The 19,117-nt window shown below is 38.8% G+C and carries 15 protein-coding genes and 1 tRNA gene; 8 read left to right on the top strand and 8 right to left on the bottom strand.

The features are described from left to right. Window positions 1-96: 96 nt before the first annotated feature. From PHN32_01090 to PHN32_01065, 6 genes are all read left to right on the top strand, one after another. Window positions 97-537, top strand: coding sequence for a peroxiredoxin (locus tag PHN32_01090; protein ID MDD3776190.1), 441 nt, complete (start codon window positions 97-99; stop codon window positions 535-537). Window positions 538-589: 52 nt separating this feature from the next. After that, complete coding sequence (locus PHN32_01085; protein ID MDD3776189.1) at window positions 590-1,123, top strand: hypothetical protein; 534 nt, start codon at window positions 590-592, stop codon at window positions 1,121-1,123. A gap of 154 nt (window positions 1,124-1,277) precedes the next feature. Next, on the top strand, window positions 1,278-2,468 hold the full coding sequence (locus PHN32_01080) for a uroporphyrinogen decarboxylase family protein (protein MDD3776188.1): 1,191 nt from the start codon (window positions 1,278-1,280) through the stop codon (window positions 2,466-2,468). A gap of 144 nt (window positions 2,469-2,612) precedes the next feature. Continuing rightward, window positions 2,613-2,927: a Dabb family protein gene (locus tag PHN32_01075; protein MDD3776187.1), complete on the top strand. Its 315-nt coding sequence runs from the start codon at window positions 2,613-2,615 to the stop codon at window positions 2,925-2,927. 217 nt (window positions 2,928-3,144) lie between these two features. Then, the gene (locus PHN32_01070; GenBank protein MDD3776186.1) at window positions 3,145-3,462 is read left to right on the top strand and encodes a copper resistance protein NlpE N-terminal domain-containing protein; all 318 of its coding nucleotides are present in this window, start codon (window positions 3,145-3,147) and stop codon (window positions 3,460-3,462) included. Between the two features lie 232 nt (window positions 3,463-3,694). Further along, window positions 3,695-4,045, top strand: coding sequence for a DUF488 domain-containing protein (locus PHN32_01065; protein ID MDD3776185.1), 351 nt, complete (start codon window positions 3,695-3,697; stop codon window positions 4,043-4,045). A gap of 624 nt (window positions 4,046-4,669) precedes the next feature. On the opposite strand, the gene PHN32_01060 is transcribed toward PHN32_01065, so the two are convergent. Continuing rightward, complete coding sequence (locus PHN32_01060) at window positions 4,670-7,234, bottom strand: AMP-binding protein (protein MDD3776184.1); 2,565 nt, start codon at window positions 7,232-7,234, stop codon at window positions 4,670-4,672. A gap of 749 nt (window positions 7,235-7,983) precedes the next feature. Then, window positions 7,984-9,228, bottom strand: a complete 1,245-nt coding sequence (locus tag PHN32_01055; GenBank protein ID MDD3776183.1) for a hypothetical protein — start codon at window positions 9,226-9,228, stop codon at window positions 7,984-7,986. 380 nt (window positions 9,229-9,608) lie between these two features. Between PHN32_01055 and PHN32_01050 the strand changes: the two genes are divergently transcribed. Beyond that, a complete protein-coding gene (locus PHN32_01050) occupies window positions 9,609-9,866 on the top strand; it encodes a type II toxin-antitoxin system prevent-host-death family antitoxin (GenBank protein MDD3776182.1) in 258 nt (85 codons plus the stop codon). Further along, a complete protein-coding gene (locus tag PHN32_01045; protein ID MDD3776181.1) occupies window positions 9,859-10,131 on the top strand; it encodes a plasmid stabilization protein in 273 nt (90 codons plus the stop codon). Before PHN32_01050 ends, PHN32_01045 begins: the two co-directional genes overlap by 8 nt. Window positions 10,132-10,138: 7 nt before the next feature. Here the strand turns inward: PHN32_01045 and PHN32_01040 are convergent. The 6 genes from PHN32_01040 to glyQ form a co-directional block, all read right to left on the bottom strand. Further along, window positions 10,139-10,213: transfer RNA gene (locus PHN32_01040), tRNA-Asn, on the bottom strand. A 72-nt stretch (window positions 10,214-10,285) separates the two neighbouring features. After that, window positions 10,286-11,383 carry an RNA polymerase sigma factor RpoD gene (rpoD, locus tag PHN32_01035; protein ID MDD3776180.1) on the bottom strand — a complete coding sequence of 366 codons (1,098 nt, stop codon included), beginning with the start codon at window positions 11,381-11,383 and terminating at the stop codon, window positions 10,286-10,288. Between the two features lie 82 nt (window positions 11,384-11,465). After that, window positions 11,466-13,334, bottom strand: coding sequence for a DNA primase (gene dnaG, locus PHN32_01030; GenBank protein MDD3776179.1), 1,869 nt, complete (start codon window positions 13,332-13,334; stop codon window positions 11,466-11,468). Window positions 13,335-13,446: 112 nt separating this feature from the next. Further along, window positions 13,447-16,068, bottom strand: coding sequence for a pyruvate, phosphate dikinase (gene ppdK / locus PHN32_01025; GenBank protein ID MDD3776178.1), 2,622 nt, complete (start codon window positions 16,066-16,068; stop codon window positions 13,447-13,449). Window positions 16,069-16,140: 72 nt separating this feature from the next. After that, a complete protein-coding gene (gene glyS, locus PHN32_01020) occupies window positions 16,141-18,231 on the bottom strand; it encodes a glycine--tRNA ligase subunit beta (GenBank protein ID MDD3776177.1) in 2,091 nt (696 codons plus the stop codon). Then, window positions 18,224-19,102, bottom strand: a complete 879-nt coding sequence (glyQ, locus tag PHN32_01015) for a glycine--tRNA ligase subunit alpha (protein MDD3776176.1) — start codon at window positions 19,100-19,102, stop codon at window positions 18,224-18,226. Before glyQ ends, glyS begins: the two co-directional genes overlap by 8 nt. Window positions 19,103-19,117 lie beyond the last annotated feature (15 nt).

Genomic DNA, 19,117 nt, shown 5'->3' with positions numbered 1-19,117 from the left:
GCCTTAAGGGATTTAAAAAAGAGGATGCTAAACTAAAACAAGGGTTCCAGGCTTCTAATCAAGCCTGGAAGGTGGAATCAAACGGAAAGGAAATACATGCTAAAGGAAAATACCAAAGCACCTGATTTTACACTAATAGACCAAAACAACAAGTCGCATGCTTTGTTTGAATACAGGGATAAATGGGTTATTATTTATTTTTATCCCAAGGATGATAGCCCCGGCTGTACCAAGGAAGCAAATAATTTTAAAGAAAACCTGGATAAGTTTAAGGATCTAAATGCAGAGGTCATTGGTATAAGCCCGGATCTTCCCCAAAGCCATAAGAAGTTTGCTGACAAATATGGTATTACTCTCACCCTTCTTTCAGATCCCAATAAAGAAGTTATAAGTAAGTACCATGCCCGCGGCCTGGTTACTAAAAGAGTATCATACCTGGTTAACCCTGATGGCATAATAGCTAAAGCCTATTCAACGGTTAACCCTGCCCGGCATGCAGAAGAAATACTGCAAGATTTAAAATATTTAAGGGGTTAGGAAAAGAAACTAAAATTATTGTTATCTATTAAAAATGATAGGAGAAAATAAAATGAAGAAGTATATATTTCTATTCATGGTCCCGGTACTGGCAGTCCTTTTTTTAATAAACGGTTGCCAGCAAAATATAGCTGAAACTGGTTCTGTGCCTGAAGTTGATATCTCCAATGTAGAAAAATTAGCAGTTGGTCAGGAAGCTGTTGCCGGCGATATAATATGGGTGATAAATGAAACCACAGACTTGGGCACACTACTTATAGATGATGGAAGTGATGCTTTTTTGGAGACAGAATACGGTAAGTTTATAGGCATAACCTTTACAGTAGAAAATACAGGTCAGGAACCTAGGGTACTGTATGACCTTACAGCTATTGATGATAAAGGCAATAGCTATTCCATCTGTTTGCCAGCTTTTGCTTTTTTCAGTCCTGAACAGGCTTGTACCCTACAGGAAATTATTCCGGGTACCGAGCATACCTACTCTGCCACTTTTGATGTAGACACGGATGTTAAGGAACTGGTGCTGGTGTTAACTGACCTTAATATTCCTCCCCAGAATATTGTTTATATAGACTTAGGTCTCTAAAAGATGGTGAAAAATAAAAAAATATAGCCTGGACGCCAAACGCTAAGTTTAACCGTTATTTACATTTTAACCCATTTAGGCTAATAATTTAAAAACAGCATAAATTAGTTTAAAATTAAAAGGAAAATGGTGTTGTCCCCCACCAAAGCAAAACATGAATAAAAAAGAAAGAGCTGTTAGGGCTATAAATTTAAAAAGCGTAGATAGGATACCAACTTCCTACCGGGGACTTAAAAATGTAACTTCTGCTTTGCTTAAACATTTCAATATTGAGCCCACGGATGACTTTATTAGTATTAAAGATATTCTACTGGAAAAATTGGGAGCAGATTTTTGGGCTATGGGACACAATGTTTGCTATTTTTCTACATTTCATGCCAAATACAATGGCCCCCCTCCCCCTGAGCCCTATATCCAAGACGACTGCATGTTTCATGTCTTGGGCATCAGGGCTATTGCTAAAAGGATAGCAGAGTTTGATTATGAGTACCCCAGGTTTCTAGATCCTCCCCTGGCTTCTATAGAATCAGCCAGTGAAATAAATGAGAATTTTTTGATTTCTAAATTGGAATATTTTGACTTCAGTCATATGGTAAACCTTTATTACGAACAAAAAGATAAGGTATTAAGGCAATCACTTGAGGACGATGACCGGAAAATCAGCCTGCTAAACTTAAGCAAGCGTAATGAATTTATAGCTATGGGAAGTTTTAACAGCCTGTTTATGATTTGCAGTTACCTTAGGGGCATGGACCGCTTCCTTATGGATATGGCCGGCAACAAGAAGCTGGCAGAGAAAATAGTTAAGCTGGCCAGCCAATACTGCCTGGAGTATAACCGCCTTGAGCTAGAAAACTTTGGCCCCCAGGCAGAATTTTATTGCTCCTGGGATGATGTAGCCACCCAGCAGGATTTGTTCTTCAGCCCTGAAGATTTTAAGAGATATTTTCTCCCTTTCTACCAGGAATTAATTGCAGAGGTTAAAAAATACAACCTGTTTTTTGATTGGCATTGCTGTGGAAATGTCAACAAGGTATTACCACTGATGATAGATGCAGGCATAGACATATTTGATGTGGTGCAGACTTCAGCTAAGGACATGAATCTAGAAAAAGTATATAAAAATTTTGGTAATTCGGTTTGTCTGCACGGGGGCATGGATGTACAAAAACTTTTGTTTAAAGGAAGCCGGGCAGAAGTGAGGAGAGAAGTAAAAAAAGTAATAGAACTCTGGGCAGACAAGGGGGGAATAATCCTGTCTCCTTCTCATGAATGTATGCCCGGCACCCCGGCAGAAAACATAATAGAGATATATCTGGCGGTAAATGAATACTCTGGAACTTGAATATTATCTTAATGATTTCCTTTTATAATACCTCAAGGATTATAGTATAATATTTATAGTCTTTTAAGTTGGCAAGCATGCTTTACCTTAACTGATTATTGCTGTTTAAGCCTACAATTGAAAAAATAAAAGCAAGGAGAAAAAATGGATAACCAAAAATTAGCGCACAATGTTTACTTTACCTTAAAAGATGATTCAGAAAAGGCAATAGAATCCCTGATTGAAGACTGCTACCTGTATTTAAAGGATAATCCTGGAATAATCAGCTTTTATGTGGGCCGTCTGGTAGCAGAACACGACCGGGCGGTTAATATCAAGGATTTTCAGGTGGGACTGCATATTATTTTTGCCAGCAAAACAGACCATGACAATTATCAGGACTCTGAAAACCATAAAACTTTTGTAAAAAGGAATAAGCCAAACTGGTCACAATCCAGGGTTTTTGACACCTATGTATAATTGATTATTCCAGTATTAATAAAAGCTATATGGTGGTTGTGGTTGCGCTTGACGCTAAGCGGATAAATATGTCGGACTTTCAACATAATTGAAGTTTATCATATCGGATATTAGCAGTAATGGGATTCATATTGTATCAATATTATTTAAATAAGGGCTAAGTTGTGAAAAAACATTATTTATCATTTTCATAATTGTTTTAATTACTGTTTCATTTTTGGCCACAGCATGCAGCAAGTCTGGATTACATAGTAGTTTTGAGGGAATTCTCCCCTGCGCGGACTGCCCCGGCCTTCAGGCTGAAATTACTATTAATACCGATGGTACCTTTTACATGGAAGAAACTTACTTGGAAAGCGGTGTGGATCCCATTATCACTGAAGGCTTTTGGGTGATAGGAGATGACATCATTACTTTTACTTCCGGGGATTATCAATTTACCTATTTGCTTATCTCCCAGGATGAAATAAGGTGGGCTCCCTGGGGAATGGAAATAACCTGTACCGATGTTAACTGGTCTCTTATGAGAAAATAATAATAGATTTTAAAATCTTTTATCTATGATATGATTACTGTTTAATGGAAGTACTTTATGAGCGGTTATAATATCTACTTAGGGAAATTATAAAAATAAAAACCCTACATCCCCCTTTAAGCTAGTTTAGGCTATTTGTCCACAAAATCTTCTGCTGCCTTAATATTATTATGTTTTATTTAATCAGTTGCGATACTATAATTATTATCAAACTATATACTATAGTAATATCATGATTAAAATAAAAAGAATTTATGACCAGTCTTCTCCTCAAGATGGAATGCGCATCCTGGTGGATAGAATATGGCCCAGGGGCCTATCCCGGGAAGATGCTGGTCTAGATTTGTGGCTAAAGCATCTGGCACCAAGTAATGAATTAAGAAAATGGTTTTCCCATGACGAGGATAAATGGGATGACTTTAAAGAGAAATATTCTAAAGAATTGGAAGCAAAAAGAGACCAGGTAGAACAATTACTCAAGCTTGAGAAAGATAGGGGGACTATTACCTTGCTTTTTGCTGCCAAAGACCAGCAACATAATAATGCTTCAGCCTTAAAAAGCTACCTAAAAAATTTAAGATAATCTGCTGATTAATAAGAAAAATAAAAGATTTATGTGCTGAACAGGAACTTCCTCCCCATAAATTCTAAACTTTTGATGATTAAAAAGAATTAATGGTTTTTACTAATGTCAGGTATGATAAAGAATAAACTTATTTCACACCTTTTCTTGCCTTACAGCTGCTTTATAGGATAGGATAGTTTTTAATAAAATTCCAGGTTTTCAATATATTCTTCTACCTTTTGCGTTTTTATAAAATTTTCAGACGGTAAAAGAATGATATATTCATTTAACTTATTGCCGAATTTAGTATTTTGGTAATTTGTACTTCTAGCCTTAAAGTCTTCCCATCTAAAGTACAAAATTTTTTCTGTGCATCAAATACTGGTGTGTTATCGATTAACCCCATGTATATACACAAGCTTATGCTCAGCATATTATTGATAATGATAGTCTCATATTTCATTTTTCCCCGAAATAGATTACGGTTATTAAATTTCAATTAATTACAATCTGAGAGTTTAAAGAATATATCATATTGTTTAATATGTACTACCTAAGCTTGGTGCTTACAGTTTAACTTCCTGTAAGCCCAAAATATTAAATATTATTTTATGGCGATAATGATAAAAGTCACTATTGGGTCTACAGTTCATCCTTTAGGATATTATAGAAGCTTTTGGCAATCTCCTCGTAGCTCCCCTGTTTGCGGTAAACCTGTTTTCCAATATTGACCTTCACCATAGGCAATCTTGGCATATGGGCAATAGGCAGAATGCCAGTTCTCAAAATATTAAACAAGCCATCTATTTTCATGGGAATTACCGGTAATTTCATATCTTTGCATATTACTCCAATACCTGGCTCAAATTCCTGGAGACTTCCGTCTTCTGTTACTGAGCCTTCCGGAAAGATTAATATATTCCAACCTCTGTCTATAGCCTTTCCTGCATTTTTAAAAACCTGGGCAAAACCGAAAACCTGAGACAGGGGGATAACATTTATGTACAGGCTTATGAAAAGGTAAAAACCTATGCCTTCTATAAACCTCCTCAATAAATTGCCCTTTCTTTCAAAAAAGTGGTTAAAATGATGGCCTATAGACATAACTACAGTCATCTTTACCCTTAGCTTTAGGGGAAGGGTAAACAATATAACCAGAGTATCCATTATTGAAACATGGTTAGAGATAAATGCTGTGGGGATATCCAGATTTTTTAAATTCTCTTTTCCCTTTATCCTGGTACGGTAGAGCATCCTGGTAAAAGGGAAAATAAGGTACTGAAATACAGTTCTAAGCCCAATAAAAAAATAATTATATGCAAAGGGGAAAAAGGGCAGTTTGGCTGATTTTTTTGACGGGTTCTTTAGTTTTTCCTCTATATCCTTTACCCTGGTATCGCCCGACAGATCCAGCTGGGAAGCATCCACCCCGTAATTTTCTTCAAGCTCAGAAGAAAAACTAATTAAATCCAGTGAATCCATTCCTAGATCCTTCTCAAGAGTAGCATTTTCATCCCTTTTCCCAGCTGATTTTTTTATCTTTTCAATTATGCTGTAGATATCTTGTTTTTCCTCTTTTTCATATTCTTCAGCCAGGTCCGAAGCCAGCTTCGATCTTTTATCCTTCTGGGCCTCCCTAACTTTCTCAAGCAACTCACCTTTTTTAATATTCATAGCAGGAGTTCGGGGAAAATCCTTGCCCCTCCAAATGAAATAATCATCAATTCTCTGGTGAATATTAAGTCCTGAATTTATCTTCTGTACAATTTTTTTTACTTCTTCTTCTGCTGCCTCTCTGTCCCTGGGAAGCAAAATAGCAATAATATCTTTTTTGCCATCTGCTTCCAGGCCAAATACCACACAATCATCTATGTCCTCATCTTCGCTGAACCTGCCCTCTATGTCAGAAGGATATATGTTTATTCCGCTTTCTTTAACGATAACATCATCTTTTCTTCCCTTAAAAAATACATTCCCTTCTTCATCCACCTCTACCAGGTCACCAGTTTTAAACCAACCATCTTTAAAGGACTCGCTGGTTTTTTCCTCATTTTTGAAATACCCGGGAGTAACGGTGTCACCTTTTACATACAGCTCTCCATCTTCCACCTTTATATTCTCATTATCCAGAAAACTGCCCACTGAACCTGCCTTGTTCTTGGTAGGGTCATATAGGGCAACTATAGGCGCGGTCTCAGTAAGTCCGTACCCCTGGAAAAATCCATAAGCAATAGTGCGGTAGAATTGGTCAACTTCCTTGCTTACCTCAGCTCCTCCTGAGATAATCCCCAACCAGCTGATCCCAATCCTCATATGTAGTGCTAGGAATCTTAAATATCTTATCCACCATTTTTTATTCTTATACTTTTCAAAAACAGACCTAAAGCGGGGTGAATCTAGTTTATAGGTATCCACCATGTAGTCCTTGATTGTCTTGAGCTGATGAGGGAGGGCGCCTAATGCCACTATCCTTTCCTTTTTTATAACCTCGAAAATATCTCTGGGCATCATGCTGTGGGTAAAAAACACGGTAAGGTCTATGGATATTGGGACAAAGAGACCCACTACCTGACCGTACATATGGGACAGGGGAACAATAGAAAGCAGTTTTGATTTTGACATATATTTAAGGAATTTTTTCCACTTACTTATAAGGGGCAGGGCCATTTTAAGATTTGCCTCAATATTTTTATAATTTAGCATTACTCCTTTAGGAACAGAAGTAGTACCAGAGGTATATATTATTTCTACAATATCATCCTTTTTAACCGTAACCTTTTTGTAGTCCAGCGGCTGTCGGGAAGAAATCATATCTTCCAAATTCTCCATAAAGAGCACTTCTTTAGAAATTCCTTCTAATTCCTCTTCCTTCTCCTGCCCTATCAGCAGTAATTTCGGCTCTGCATCCTTTATAACTCTATTTAAGAAATCTCTGCTTGAATGCATGTCAAGGGGAACGGTCACCACTCCTGCCATTATAGCCCCTATAAAAACCACTAGCCACTCCGGGCCGCTCTGGGCTTTAATGGCTATCCTGTCACCTTTTTCTATTCCTGATTCCTTAAGCATTGATGAAAACTTTAGGGCATAATCAAGAACGTCTTTGGAGCTGTATTTCCAAGTTCTGAACTTGCCGCGGTAATAAAGATAAGCCTTGTTCCTGCTTAAATTTTTATAGAAATAATCTCTTAGATTCAAATCATTCATGTAGAAAACCTTTTGGCAGTTTATATAGCTAAAGTATATAACAGCTGATTTTTGGCTTCAAACAACTTAAAACTTGCATAATTATTTTTAAGATCGAAGGTATCATCTATCAGACATTGTTATCAAGCATATTCCATCAGAATATTAATGACAGATTTGTTGATAAAAAAGAAGTGTTTAAGATTTCAGAATTATTGAAGTAAAATTTACTGGCTTCCCCAACCTTTAAAATTATGAACCAAATTATAAAAGAATTAGAAAAAATAAAACGTATGATAAGTAACTTATTTATCTATCCGGATATTTTTTCCAGCGAGCTCTCTATTTGATTAAAAACGATTTTGCAGGTTCCAAAGCATTTATAATATCTTCCTCTGTTGAAAAGAAACTAAGATTAGCTTGGTCTTTATGTCTTGTTTCTCTGCAATAGTCAAGCAGCTCAACCCACTCTTTATCCAATATATTGTTTTTTACATATTTCTCTTCCGGATACCTTTCGATATATACATGGCTCTTTTCCCTATAGCCATCAAAAAAGAGAGTAGATATAGCAACATGGAAAATACACAGATATGAAGCTATTATTTAGGAACTGATTTCTCCTTCTTAATTCAACTACTTATTGATTTAATAATTCTTAAAACTTGTAATCCTTGAATAATATTGATTTATCTAGAGGAATTGGCATCTTTAAAAAATTAAAAACTTCTTAGCTTTTGACCTGAAATACCTGATACTCTCCCCAGATACTAGCTGCCAGGTAGATTATATTCAATCAATTCATACACACCTTCGGTATCTATTGAGATTGGTACTGATGGTCCATCAGGGGTGTCCATACTATCTAATTTGACGCCAGCAGTCTTTTTTATAAGTCCTATATTCTCTACGTACCACTCACTGCCAGAACTATAATCAATACCAAGCGGAAGAGAGTGGCCGTCAGAAGTTTCCATGCTAGCGTCTGCTTCTAAATCATAATCTACTCTTATTGCCTCAAATGTTCCAGCGGGTACGGTCACTGTTTCAATAGTAATCGCGGTCCGGTTGTAAGTCAGTGACCTTTGCAGCTCTCCCTGCCCCTTTCCATCTGAAGAAATTAACTGGCATGTCTGCTTCCAGGTATCCCCGATTAATATTGAAGCAGGAATGGTTATTCCTTCTCCAGCCGAGGTAGTGTTAACCGTATCATTTTCGGTAGTCATGATCCCGCTATATGTATTGATAAGGCCTTCTGACATGCATTCCCATTCATAGGTATTTGTGACAATATCCTGCACTACTTCCTCCGTGAAGCCTTTTTCATTCACATCTAATATTGTATGGGTTTGAATCCATGACCGTGTGCCTGTAACCTGGTAAGCATATGATGCTCCCTTGACTATAGGATAATACGGATTGCCGCACGGTCCACTAAGTATTGTATCTAGGCCAAAGTCTTTTTGATCAGAATCTTTTACCTCTTCTGCAATAGAACCGTCCCCATTATTTTCCCCCATGCCGGAACCACCGCTAGGTATATCTATATCAGATCCGCTGCATGCAATATTGCTGGGTTCGCTATGGATATCTCCTTCATAAATGGCGGTTACAAAGAAACAATAATCTCTATTTCCAATTAGGTGTTTACAGTTTTTGTGGGTAGTTTGGTATATCTCTTCCGCATTTTTATACAACCAATCTTGATTTATCTCTTCCTCGTTTCCAGGCTCTACCTTTTGAGCTGCCCCCACATCAATTTTATACACGATATACTGGATAACTTTGCTATTTGTATCTGGCCCGTCCCACACAAGATTGATTGTCACGTCTTCCCCGCTTCCCGTAAATCCTGTTATGCTAAGATTTAGTGGTGGCAGGTATTCTATCTTACTGGCCGCAGTTTCCTGTTTGCAAGAAACAGCTGCAAGAGTAAGGGTAAATATTAGAAGGATAAAAGCCGCTTTAATCATATAGCTTCTATACCGCAATTTAGTATTCTTGATCCTAATCATTTTCTGGCAACTCCTTTTTATTATTATGTCCTTTAAATTTTACTTGGTTTTAGCTTAGGTAAGTAATAACAATAACTTTTGATTGATGTCCCAGATTTTGGGCGAAAAGCCCTGAGAAGGGTATCCCCGTACTTAAAGAAAACAGTAATTCAGGTTTACCTGCGGTTTAACCCGCAAAATATGATTTACATTATAGCCAATTGCGGAATTATTTCAAACCGGGTATGCCAAATATTCTTAATCCATGGATATTGTTAGATACCCTTTAAAAGTTCTAACCAATTTCTCATTGAATTATTAAAGATAAAAATAATTAGAATAAGGTAATTGACAAAAGTATATTATTTTGTACTATTAAAAGTACTAAAAGGAGTATTATTATGGTAAAAATATTAACAGCAAGCGAGTTAAAACAAAAAGGTGCTTCCGCATTAAAAGATGCAACCTCAAGTGACAGTGCAGTTATTATTACTGTAAGAGGAAAGAATGAATATGTCGTTTTGCCTATGGCAGCCTATAATAGCTTGAGAGAGTGCGAACTTGAAATTGCCCTTATCGAGTCAAGAAGAGATATGAAAAATGGCAAATTTATTGAAGAATCTGTTGAAGAACACATTAGAAGAATAACTAGTGAATAAAATAATATATACTGAAACTTATATTAAGAGGGCTAAAAAGTTTTTAAAAATTCACCCTGAAATTATCTCTCAATACGAAAAGACTTTGAAGTTAATAGAAATAAATGTATTTCACCCATCACTTCGCTTGCATAAATTAAAGGGTAAATTATCAGATTTATATTCAGTTTCAATTAATATCTCATATAGGATTTGCGTTGATTTAATTATTGAAGAAAAAACGGTAATTCCGATTGATATTGGAAAACATAATGACGTATATTAAAAGTTGTTGGCTCCCCGAGTAGGACTCGAACCTACAACCCTTCGGTTAACAGCCGAATGCTCTACCATTGAGCTATCGGGGAAAGCCTTACACGTTCAGTTATTATAATATAGAATATTTTTATTGCAAGTAAATTCTGGCAAGACCCTATAAACTAGATTTCCAGAAAATCCTTTAAGGCTCCGCTGCGGTTGGGGTGTCTTAATTTGCTCAGGGTTTTAGATTCAATCTGTCTTATCCTCTCCCTGGTAACCCCAAACTCCCGGCCTACTTCTTCCAGGGTTCTGGGATGACCATCCTGCAAGCCGAATCTTAATTGAATAACCTTGCGCTCTCTTTCATTAAGAGTATTTAAAACCTCCTGCAGCTGTTCCTGCAGCATGGTAAAAGAAGCAGCATCAGAAGGGGCTTCCACTTCTGAGTCTTCGATAAAATCCCCCAGATGGCTGTCTTCCTCTTCCCCAATGGGTGTTTCCAAAGACACCGGCTCCTGGGAGATCTTCATAATCTCTCTCACTTTTTCAGGAGAAAATTCCATCTGTTTAGCTATCTCTTCCGGAGAAGGTTCCCTGCCTAGCTTCTGCAGCAGCTGTCTCTGAATCCTAATCAGTTTGTTTATAGTCTCTACCATATGAACCGGTATCCTTATTGTTCTTGCCTGATCCGCAATGGCCCTGGTGATAGCCTGCCTAATCCACCAGGTAGCATAGGTAGAAAATTTATATCCCTTAGTATGGTCGAACTTTTCTACTGCCCTTATCAAACCCAGATTGCCCTCCTGTATGAGGTCTAGAAAAAGCATGCCCCTGCCTACATATTTTTTGGCAATGCTTACTACCAGTCTCAGGTTTGCTTCTACCAGTTTCCTCTTGGCCGCCATATCTCCCTTTTTGATTCTTTTAGCCAACTGTACTTCTTCCACTGCAGTAAGCAGCCTTACCTTCCCTATCTCTTTTAAGTACATCCTTACCGGGTCATTAGTGGGAGATTTGATAGTCAAGTCCAGCTTTTTTTTCAGGGAATCAACTTCTTTACTAGCGGGACTAACAGTATCAATATCTTCATCTTCTTCGCTGACAATTTCTATGCCCAGGTTCTGAAGTACATCATAAATACTTTCAATTTGTTCCTTGTTAAGATCAACTTCTGCTAGGGCTTCCCCTATCTCTTCTGTAGTTAGCAGCCCCTCCTCCTTGCCTTTACTGATTAAAGCCTTGACCTCATCAAGTTTAAATTCAGCCCCTCTTTTCATTATTTGTGTCACCTCAAATATATTAAAAAAATGAATTTTCTCTTAAAACAAAACCTATATTCTACATATTATTACATAAATATCAAGAGTTTTTAATTTTAATTTTTTCCTGCTCCAGCTTTATTAACTGGGAATACATTTGGTCATATTGCTCCTTTGACTGCTGGCTTTCCAAACCCTTTTTTATCTTATCTTCAATTTGAAGCATTTGGTTCCTTAAACCATTAATTTTTTCAGAGATAAAAGACAGCTTTAAATTGGTTAAAACCTCTTCACAGGTCACTTTGCCATTACGGTAAGATTTAGGGTCAAAATAGATGAGATTATATAGCTTTTGAACCCCAGGCGCTTTTAGTAAATCTGACGTAATTTCTAAGGGAAAGTTTAGCTGTTCCGGGTTTTTTTTAGACAGCACATCTTTAATAATTAAAAACAGGCCTGCCGTATCCTCAAATTTAAAAAATTTTTTATCCAATCCCAAAAAATATTCCTGGGCCAATCCTTCTCCATTTATCATTAACCTTAAAGCTTCCACCTCTAATCTTTTTTGGGGTGAATCGACTGTTTCTTCTATCTCCTGCGGTTGAGAACCAGCTGCTTTCTCAATAGCCCTGGATTTTTTTAACATCAGCTCTTCAAACAGCAAATCCTCTTTTAAATCTAATTTTTGTGCAATCTTTTTAATGCATTCCTCCTGTACAATTTTTGAACCCAAGGTATTTATAAAAGCCAGAAGTTCCTGGCTAGCCCTCAGCTTTTGGTTTAAATTGCTGATATCATATTTTTTTATAATAATATTAATGGTGAAGTCTATAATATTTTCTGCTTCTGATACCTTTTGTAAAAAAACTTCCTTACCTTTTTTTATAACATAATCTGCCGGGTCATATCCTTGTTCTAGAATAACTACCTCTATATTTATATTGCTTTCATGATAGAGATCCAGGTTTTGATTATATTCCCTCAACCTTTCTACTCCTTTAATTGAAGCCGACAGCCCTGCTTGGTCGCTATCAAATACCAATCCTATATTCTTGGTAAACCTGCCCAAAAGCTTAATCTGTTCACTGGTGAGGGCAGTCCCCAAGCTGGCCACTATATTCTTGATACCGCTTTGCCATAAAGCCATAACATCAGTATAACCTTCTACTATCAGAACCTTGTCCTGCTCCACTATGAAGTTTTTGGCCCGATGGATATTATATATATTTTTGCTTTTGGAATAAATCTTGGTTTCGGGAGTATTTATATACTTGGAGGTTTTAGGCCTACCTGTATCCAATATCCTGCCCCCAAAGCCAATAGTTTTACCTACTACGTCTTCAATGGGAAACATAATTCTCTCCCTGAAACGGTCATAGACTCCCTGCTGCCGGTTACGGCTGCTGATAGACAACCCCGACTCTATCAACTCATAGTCACTAAAACCTCTTTTTTTAGCCAGCTGGGAAAAATAATCCCATTTCTTTAAGCTGTAGCCTACTTCAAATTCATCCATGGTAGATGAGCTAAATCCTCTTTGTGTTAGGTACTGAACCGCTTTAGACCCCGCTTTGGGATTATCTAAGACAAAATGGTAATAATTTTTGGCTAAAAGATTAATTTCAAACAGCCTTTCTTTTAATTTGCGGCTCTTAGAGGAGCCGCTGCTGCTGTACTTTAGCTGGTAACCGATTTTTTTGGCCAGAAACTCCACCGATTCTAAAAAATCGAGGTTCTCCATTTTCATCAGAAAACTGATAACATCACCGCCCTCGCCGCAGCCAAAGCAATGATAGAACTGCCGGCTGGAGTCGACATTAAAAGAGGGTGTTTTTTCCTGGTGGAAGGGGCAAAGCCCAATATAGTTTTTTCCCCGTTTCTTTAAATTGACATACCCGGATATTATATCAATGATATCAGATCTGCTTTTAACTTCATCTACTTCGCCTTCTTTCAGGCTTCTGGCCATGTGGGCTCCTGGCAATTATTTTAATAGACTATATCACATTCTATCAAATTCCAAGGGGTAATTGTAAGTCATAGTCATAAAAAAAGGGCAGCTTTAAGGCTGCCCTTACTGTTTATTGGTCTTCCAGATTAGCCTGCGCAGCAGCAAGCCTGGCTATTGGAACCCGATAGGGCGAGCAGCTCACATAATCCATTCCTGCCTGGTGGCAGAATTTAACCGAGTTGGGGTCACCGCCATGCTCCCCGCATATTCCTATCTTAAGGTCTTTTCGGGTAGACCTGCCTTTTTGTATGCCCATCAATACTAGCTGCCCTACCCCCTCTATGTCCAGGGTAGCAAAAGGATCTTTTTCCAAAATACCTTTTTCAATATAATCGGGCAAAAATTTACCAGCATCATCTCTGGAAAAACCAAAAGTCATCTGGGTAAGGTCATTGGTACCAAAACTAAAGAATTCTGCTTCCTTAGCTATTTGATCTGCTACCACACAAGCCCTGGGTATTTCAATCATGGTTCCGACTTTATACTCGAACTTGACTCCCTTTTCCTTTATTAGTGCTTCAGCAATCTCTACAATCTGATCTTTTAGAATCTTTATTTCCTTAACAGTGCCGGCCAGGGGAATCATAACTTCCGGTTTTACCTCTATCCCCTGTTCAGTTAGTTCTATAGCAGCTTCAAAAATAGCTCTGGCCTGCATTTCCAAAATCTCCGGATAGGTAATTGAAAGCCTGCAACCCCTATGGCCCAGCATTGGGTTAGTTTCATGCAGAGACCTTACAGTAGCTGCCAGCTCTTGGGGATCAATATTTAATTCCCCGGCTATTTCCTTAATGTCTTCTTCTTCTGAAGGCAAAAATTCATGTAGGGGAGGATCCAGCAGCCTAATGGTAACCGGCTTGCCTTCCATTACTTTTAATATATCTATGAAATCCTGCTTCTGGTATGGAAGAATAGTCATTAAAGCTTTCCTTCTTTCCTCTTCGCTGGAAGCCACTATCATCTTTCTAACCGCTTTTATCCGGTTAGCTTCAAAAAACATATGCTCTGTACGGCAAAGGCCTATACCTTCTGCCCCAAATTTTAACGCTACCCCAGCATCATGGGGAGTATCTGCATTAGTCCTTACCCCTATTTTGCTGAACTGGTCAATCCATTCCATGAATAACTCGAAATTTCCTGAAATTTCTGGATCCACCACTTCCAGCTGCCCCAGAAATACCTCTCCAGTAGAGCCGTCCAGTGTAATCCAGTCGCCTTTATTTACCTTCTGGCCGTTTACAGTAAAATATTTCTGATCAGCAAATACCTTTATTGTCTCACAGCCAGCTACACAGCATTTGCCCATTCCCCTAGCTACCACTGCAGCATGTGAGGTCATTCCGCCCCGGGAAGTAAGTATGCCCTGAGCCACTGACATTCCTTCAATATCTTCGGGAGAAGTTTCTGTTCTTACCAGAACAACAGGCCCATTCGCAGATTCCCTTACTGCTTCATCTGCATCAAATACTACCCGGCCCAAAGCAGCGCCGGGAGAAGCTGGTAAGCCTTTAGCCAGCAGATCAGCACCCTGTTTGGCGTTCTTATCAATTTGTTTATGAAGCAGCTGGTCCAGCTGTTGCGGCTCTACCCTCATCACTGCTGTCCTTTTGTCTATCAGTCCCTCTTTTTCCATATCCACAGCAATTTGCAGGGCAGCAGCTGCCGTCCTTTTGCCGGTTCTGGTCTGAAGCATATAAAGCTTACCTTCCTGGATAGTGAATTCTAGGTCCTGCATTTCCCTGTAATGCTGTTCCAGTTTTTTGAATATGTCCATAAGCTGGTCATATATCTCTGGCATTTCTTCTTTTAGCTTGGTTATGGGCTGGGGAGTCCTGATACCTGCCACCACATCTTCTCCCTGGGCATTTATTAGATATTCCCCATATTCCAGGTTCTCACCGGTAGAAGGGTTCCTGGTAAAAGCAACACCAGTACCAGAGTTTTCACCCATGTTACCGAATACCATAGCCTGCACATTTACTGCTGTACCTATACTATGAGGGATATCATGCAGGTTACGGTAAGTTATAGCCCTCTTATTATTCCAGGAACCAAATACAGCATCAACAGACATCTGCAGCTGCTCCCTGGGGTTTTGGGGAAAGCTTTTTCCAGCTGATTCATTGATTATCTGCTTGTATTCATCCACCAACTGCTTTAGGTCTTCAGCAGTTAAATCAGTATCAAACTTTACGCCTTTTTTGTTTTTCATTGACTGCATGGCATGTTCAAACTTATCATGCTCTACTTCCATTACTACATCACCAAACATTTGAATAAACCTTCGGTATGAATCCCAGCCGAATCTCTCATTCCCGGTCTTAATAATAAGGCCGTTTACAGTAATATCATTTAGGCCCAAGTTTAGTACTGTATCCATCATGCCCGGCATGGAAATTGCGGCACCGGACCTTACCGAAACCAGGAGGGGATTGTCTTTATCTCCCAGCACAGCGTCCATTTTTTGTTCCAGTTTTTTCAAACTCCCGTCAATCTGTTCCTGCAGTCCTTCAGGATATCTCTTGCCTAATTCATAAAAAAGATTACACACTTCAGTAGTGATGGTAAATCCAGGAGGAACAGGAAGACCAATATTAGTCATCTCTGAAAGGTTTGCTCCCTTCCCACCTAGAAGCTTTTTCATTTCCTTTGCGCCTTCACCAAAAAAATATACGTATTTCTTTTCTGTCATTCTTTAATCCTTCCCATAAAATATTTTAAATAATTATAAGTTGTTTACTATTGGATTAAAACCCTAAAAGTTTTATCCCTCCATGACCAGCTTAGAAAAATCTGCAACATTAAGATACAGGTCCCGGGCTGATTTTACCAGGCTTATCCTATTATTTTTTATATCCTCATCTTGGTCCATCACTAATACCTGGTCGAAGAAATTATCTACTGCCCGGCCAAAATTTTTAAGCTCTTCCAGCATACTAAAGTAATCCTTTTCTTTTTTCAGCCCAAGAAATTTATCTTCCATGTCTTGTATAGAAAGATAGAGCTGTCTTTCTCCTTCTTCTTTTAACAGGCCCTCTGCTATCTGCCCCGCTTGGCCTCCCTTTATTATATTCTGGCATCTAATCATGGGATTAGCTATAAGCTCAATATGCTGCTCCTCTATGAATTTTTGAAGGGCCCTATACCTGTTGTCCATATCTACCACTGAAAATACCCCAGTTGCGGCCACAGCTTCCATAATATCCAGCCTCTTTCCTTCTTTTTCCAGCCGGAACCTGTACCGGGCCAGCATAAAATCCAATATTTTTTCTACAATGTGCGAAGGTTTTTCAATATCAAATGTATCTAAATAAAGATTAAGGTTGAATTCAATCAGCTGATTTAAGTCCAGATCATATTTACGGTCCAGTATGCTGGACACTATCCCTGAAGCTTTTCTTCTTAAGGCAAAAGGATCTTCAGACCCGGTTGGAATATTATCCAATAAAAACATGCCGCAAGTAGTATCAATCTTATCAGCAATAGATAAAACGGCTCCAGTTTCAGATTCTGGAAGAATATCTTCTGCAAACCGGGGCAGGTAGTGTTCAAATATAGCATTGGCTACCTTGCTGTTTTCTCCCTTTTCTAAAGCATATTCCCTGCCTACTACCCCCTGGAGCTCTGGAAATTCAACTACCATATTGGTTACCAGGTCACATTTGCATAAGCGGGCAGCCCTGCATGCATCGTCTTTAATATGGCTTTGTCCCAGCTCCATGCTTAAATACTGGGCCAGCTTTTCCAGCCTGTTTACTTTATCATGCATGCTGCCTAGGCCTGAGTAGAAAATAACTCCTTTAAGTTTTTCCAGCCATTGGTCAAAACCATGTTTTTTATCTTCCTCATAGAAAAAAGCAGCATCGCTTAACCTGGCTTCCAGGACCCTCTGGTTTCCCTTAATGATATCACCGCTGTTGTCATCTGTCCCGTTTTGCACTACTAAAAAATTATTAGTTACCTGCCCTTTTTCATCAATTACGGCAAAATACCTCTGATGGTATTCTATGGCTTTTATAAGGATATCCTGGGGGATATATAAAAAATGATCGGAAAATTTGCCTGCCAACACATGGGGAAACTCTACCAGATTAACCACTTCCGCCAGCAGTTCATGGTCCATTACCACCTGGTATTTGCCACCCCACTGGTTTTGTTCCATCCAGCTTAATGAATCCAAAATCTTCTGGCACCTGTGATCCGGATTAATCATTATCATCCCTTTAGAAGCAATAAGATCCAAATAACAGTCAGCATTTTCAACCGCTAACGGATTATCAGGAATAGTTCTTAGTCCATAGGTTAACCGGCCTGATTTAAGGTTTTCTATTTCAAAATCAACCACTTTATCTCCCCATAAGGCCAGTATCCATCTTATTGGCCGGGCAAATTTTAAACTGTAATCGCCCCAGTACATCTGTTTTGAAAATGAAATATCAGTTATAGCCTGTTTAAGCAAATCAGGCAGTACCTCCAAGACAGGCTTGCCTTCCTCCTGGACGGTCTTGCCCAAATATATTCCCCTTTCGGTATCAATTTCTTCCAGTTCATCTGCTTTTAAGCCTAAACTTCTAGCAAAACCTATAGCTGCCTGGGTTGGAGTGCCGTCAGCTTCAAAAGCTATTTTTTTGGGAGGTCCTGTAATTACCCTCTGTTGGGAGTTTTGCATCTCATCTATACCTTTTACTATTGCGGTAAGCCTGCGGGGAGTCCCCAAGGTGTCCACCTGCAAGAAACTGACCCTTTCCTGCTTTAGTTTGCGGATCAATATATCTTTTAGCCCCTCCACACCTTCCAGTATACAGGAAGATGGGAGCTCTTCAGTTCCAATTTCAAAAACTAAATCTTTATTCATGACATTTAGTTAACGGAAAACCTAACTCTTTCCTTTGTTTTACATAAGCTTTGCATAATTTTTTAGCTAAATTCCTAACCCTGCCAATATAGGAGGTTCGTTCCGATACGCTGATGGCCTCCCTGGCATCTAAAAGGTTAAAAACATGAGAACACTTCAAAACAAATTCACAGGCTACAAATACCAGGTCCTTTTCCATAATGCGGTAGAATTCTTTTTCAAACTTTTCAAACAGGTCCAGCAGCATTTCCACATCAGCCAGCTCAAAATTATAGACACACCACTGTTTCTCGGACTCCAGCAAGACATCAGCATAGGTAATTTCATCATTCCATTTAAGCTCCCAGAAACTATCCTTATCCTGGAGATACATGGCAATCCTCTCCAGGCCATATGTAAGTTCGACAGAGACTGGTTTCAAGCTAATTCCTCCCATCTGCTGAAAATAGGTAAATTGGGTAATCTCCATACCATCCGCCCATACTTCCCAGCCTAAACCCGCTGCTCCTATAGTAGGCGAAGCCCAGTCATCTTCTACAAACCTGATATCATGATTTTTTAAATCTATTCCCAGGCTCTCCAGGGAACCCAGGTAAAGTTCTACCGCCTGGTCTGGGGAAGGTTTTAAAAGTACCTGATACTGGTAATAAAACTGGCTCCTGAACGGATTCTCCCCGTATCTTCCGTCAGTAGGCCTGCGTGAAGGTTCCACATAAGCTACCTTCCAGGGTTCGGGGCCCAGGCACCTTAAAAAGGTGTCCGGATTAAAAGTACCGGCACCTTTTTCCAAATCCAAAGGCTGCCTGATAATGCAGCCCTGACCGCTCCAATATTTTTGTAAATTAAAAATTATATCCTGAAAATTCATAATCTAACATTGTAATAA

Source organism: Actinomycetota bacterium, assembly GCA_028698215.1.
Taxonomy (GTDB): Bacteria; Actinomycetota; Humimicrobiia; order Humimicrobiales; family Humimicrobiaceae; genus Halolacustris.
The sequence above is the reverse complement of the archived record's forward strand: the minus strand, read 5'-3'. Positions and strand labels throughout refer to the sequence as shown.

Excerpts from the sequence above, each read along its gene's own strand:
- PHN32_01065 (MDD3776185.1), top strand. The coding sequence starts at position 3,695 with ATGATTAAAATAAAAAGAATTTATGACCAGTCTTCTCCTCAAGATGGA.
- PHN32_01050 (MDD3776182.1), top strand. The coding sequence starts at position 9,609 with ATGGTAAAAATATTAACAGCAAGCGAGTTAAAACAAAAAGGTGCTTCC.
- PHN32_01060 (MDD3776184.1), bottom strand. The coding sequence starts at position 7,234 with ATGAATGATTTGAATCTAAGAGATTATTTCTATAAAAATTTAAGCAGG.
- PHN32_01090 (MDD3776190.1), top strand. The coding sequence starts at position 97 with ATGCTAAAGGAAAATACCAAAGCACCTGATTTTACACTAATAGACCAA.
- ppdK (MDD3776178.1), bottom strand. The coding sequence starts at position 16,068 with ATGACAGAAAAGAAATACGTATATTTTTTTGGTGAAGGCGCAAAGGAA.
- rpoD (MDD3776180.1), bottom strand. The coding sequence starts at position 11,383 with ATGAAAAGAGGGGCTGAATTTAAACTTGATGAGGTCAAGGCTTTAATC.
- PHN32_01080 (MDD3776188.1), top strand. The coding sequence starts at position 1,278 with ATGAATAAAAAAGAAAGAGCTGTTAGGGCTATAAATTTAAAAAGCGTA.
- dnaG (MDD3776179.1), bottom strand. The coding sequence starts at position 13,334 with ATGGCCAGAAGCCTGAAAGAAGGCGAAGTAGATGAAGTTAAAAGCAGA.
- PHN32_01085 (MDD3776189.1), top strand. The coding sequence starts at position 590 with ATGAAGAAGTATATATTTCTATTCATGGTCCCGGTACTGGCAGTCCTT.
- PHN32_01055 (MDD3776183.1), bottom strand. The coding sequence starts at position 9,228 with ATGATTAGGATCAAGAATACTAAATTGCGGTATAGAAGCTATATGATT.
- PHN32_01075 (MDD3776187.1), top strand. The coding sequence starts at position 2,613 with ATGGATAACCAAAAATTAGCGCACAATGTTTACTTTACCTTAAAAGAT.
- glyS (MDD3776177.1), bottom strand. The coding sequence starts at position 18,231 with ATGAATAAAGATTTAGTTTTTGAAATTGGAACTGAAGAGCTCCCATCT.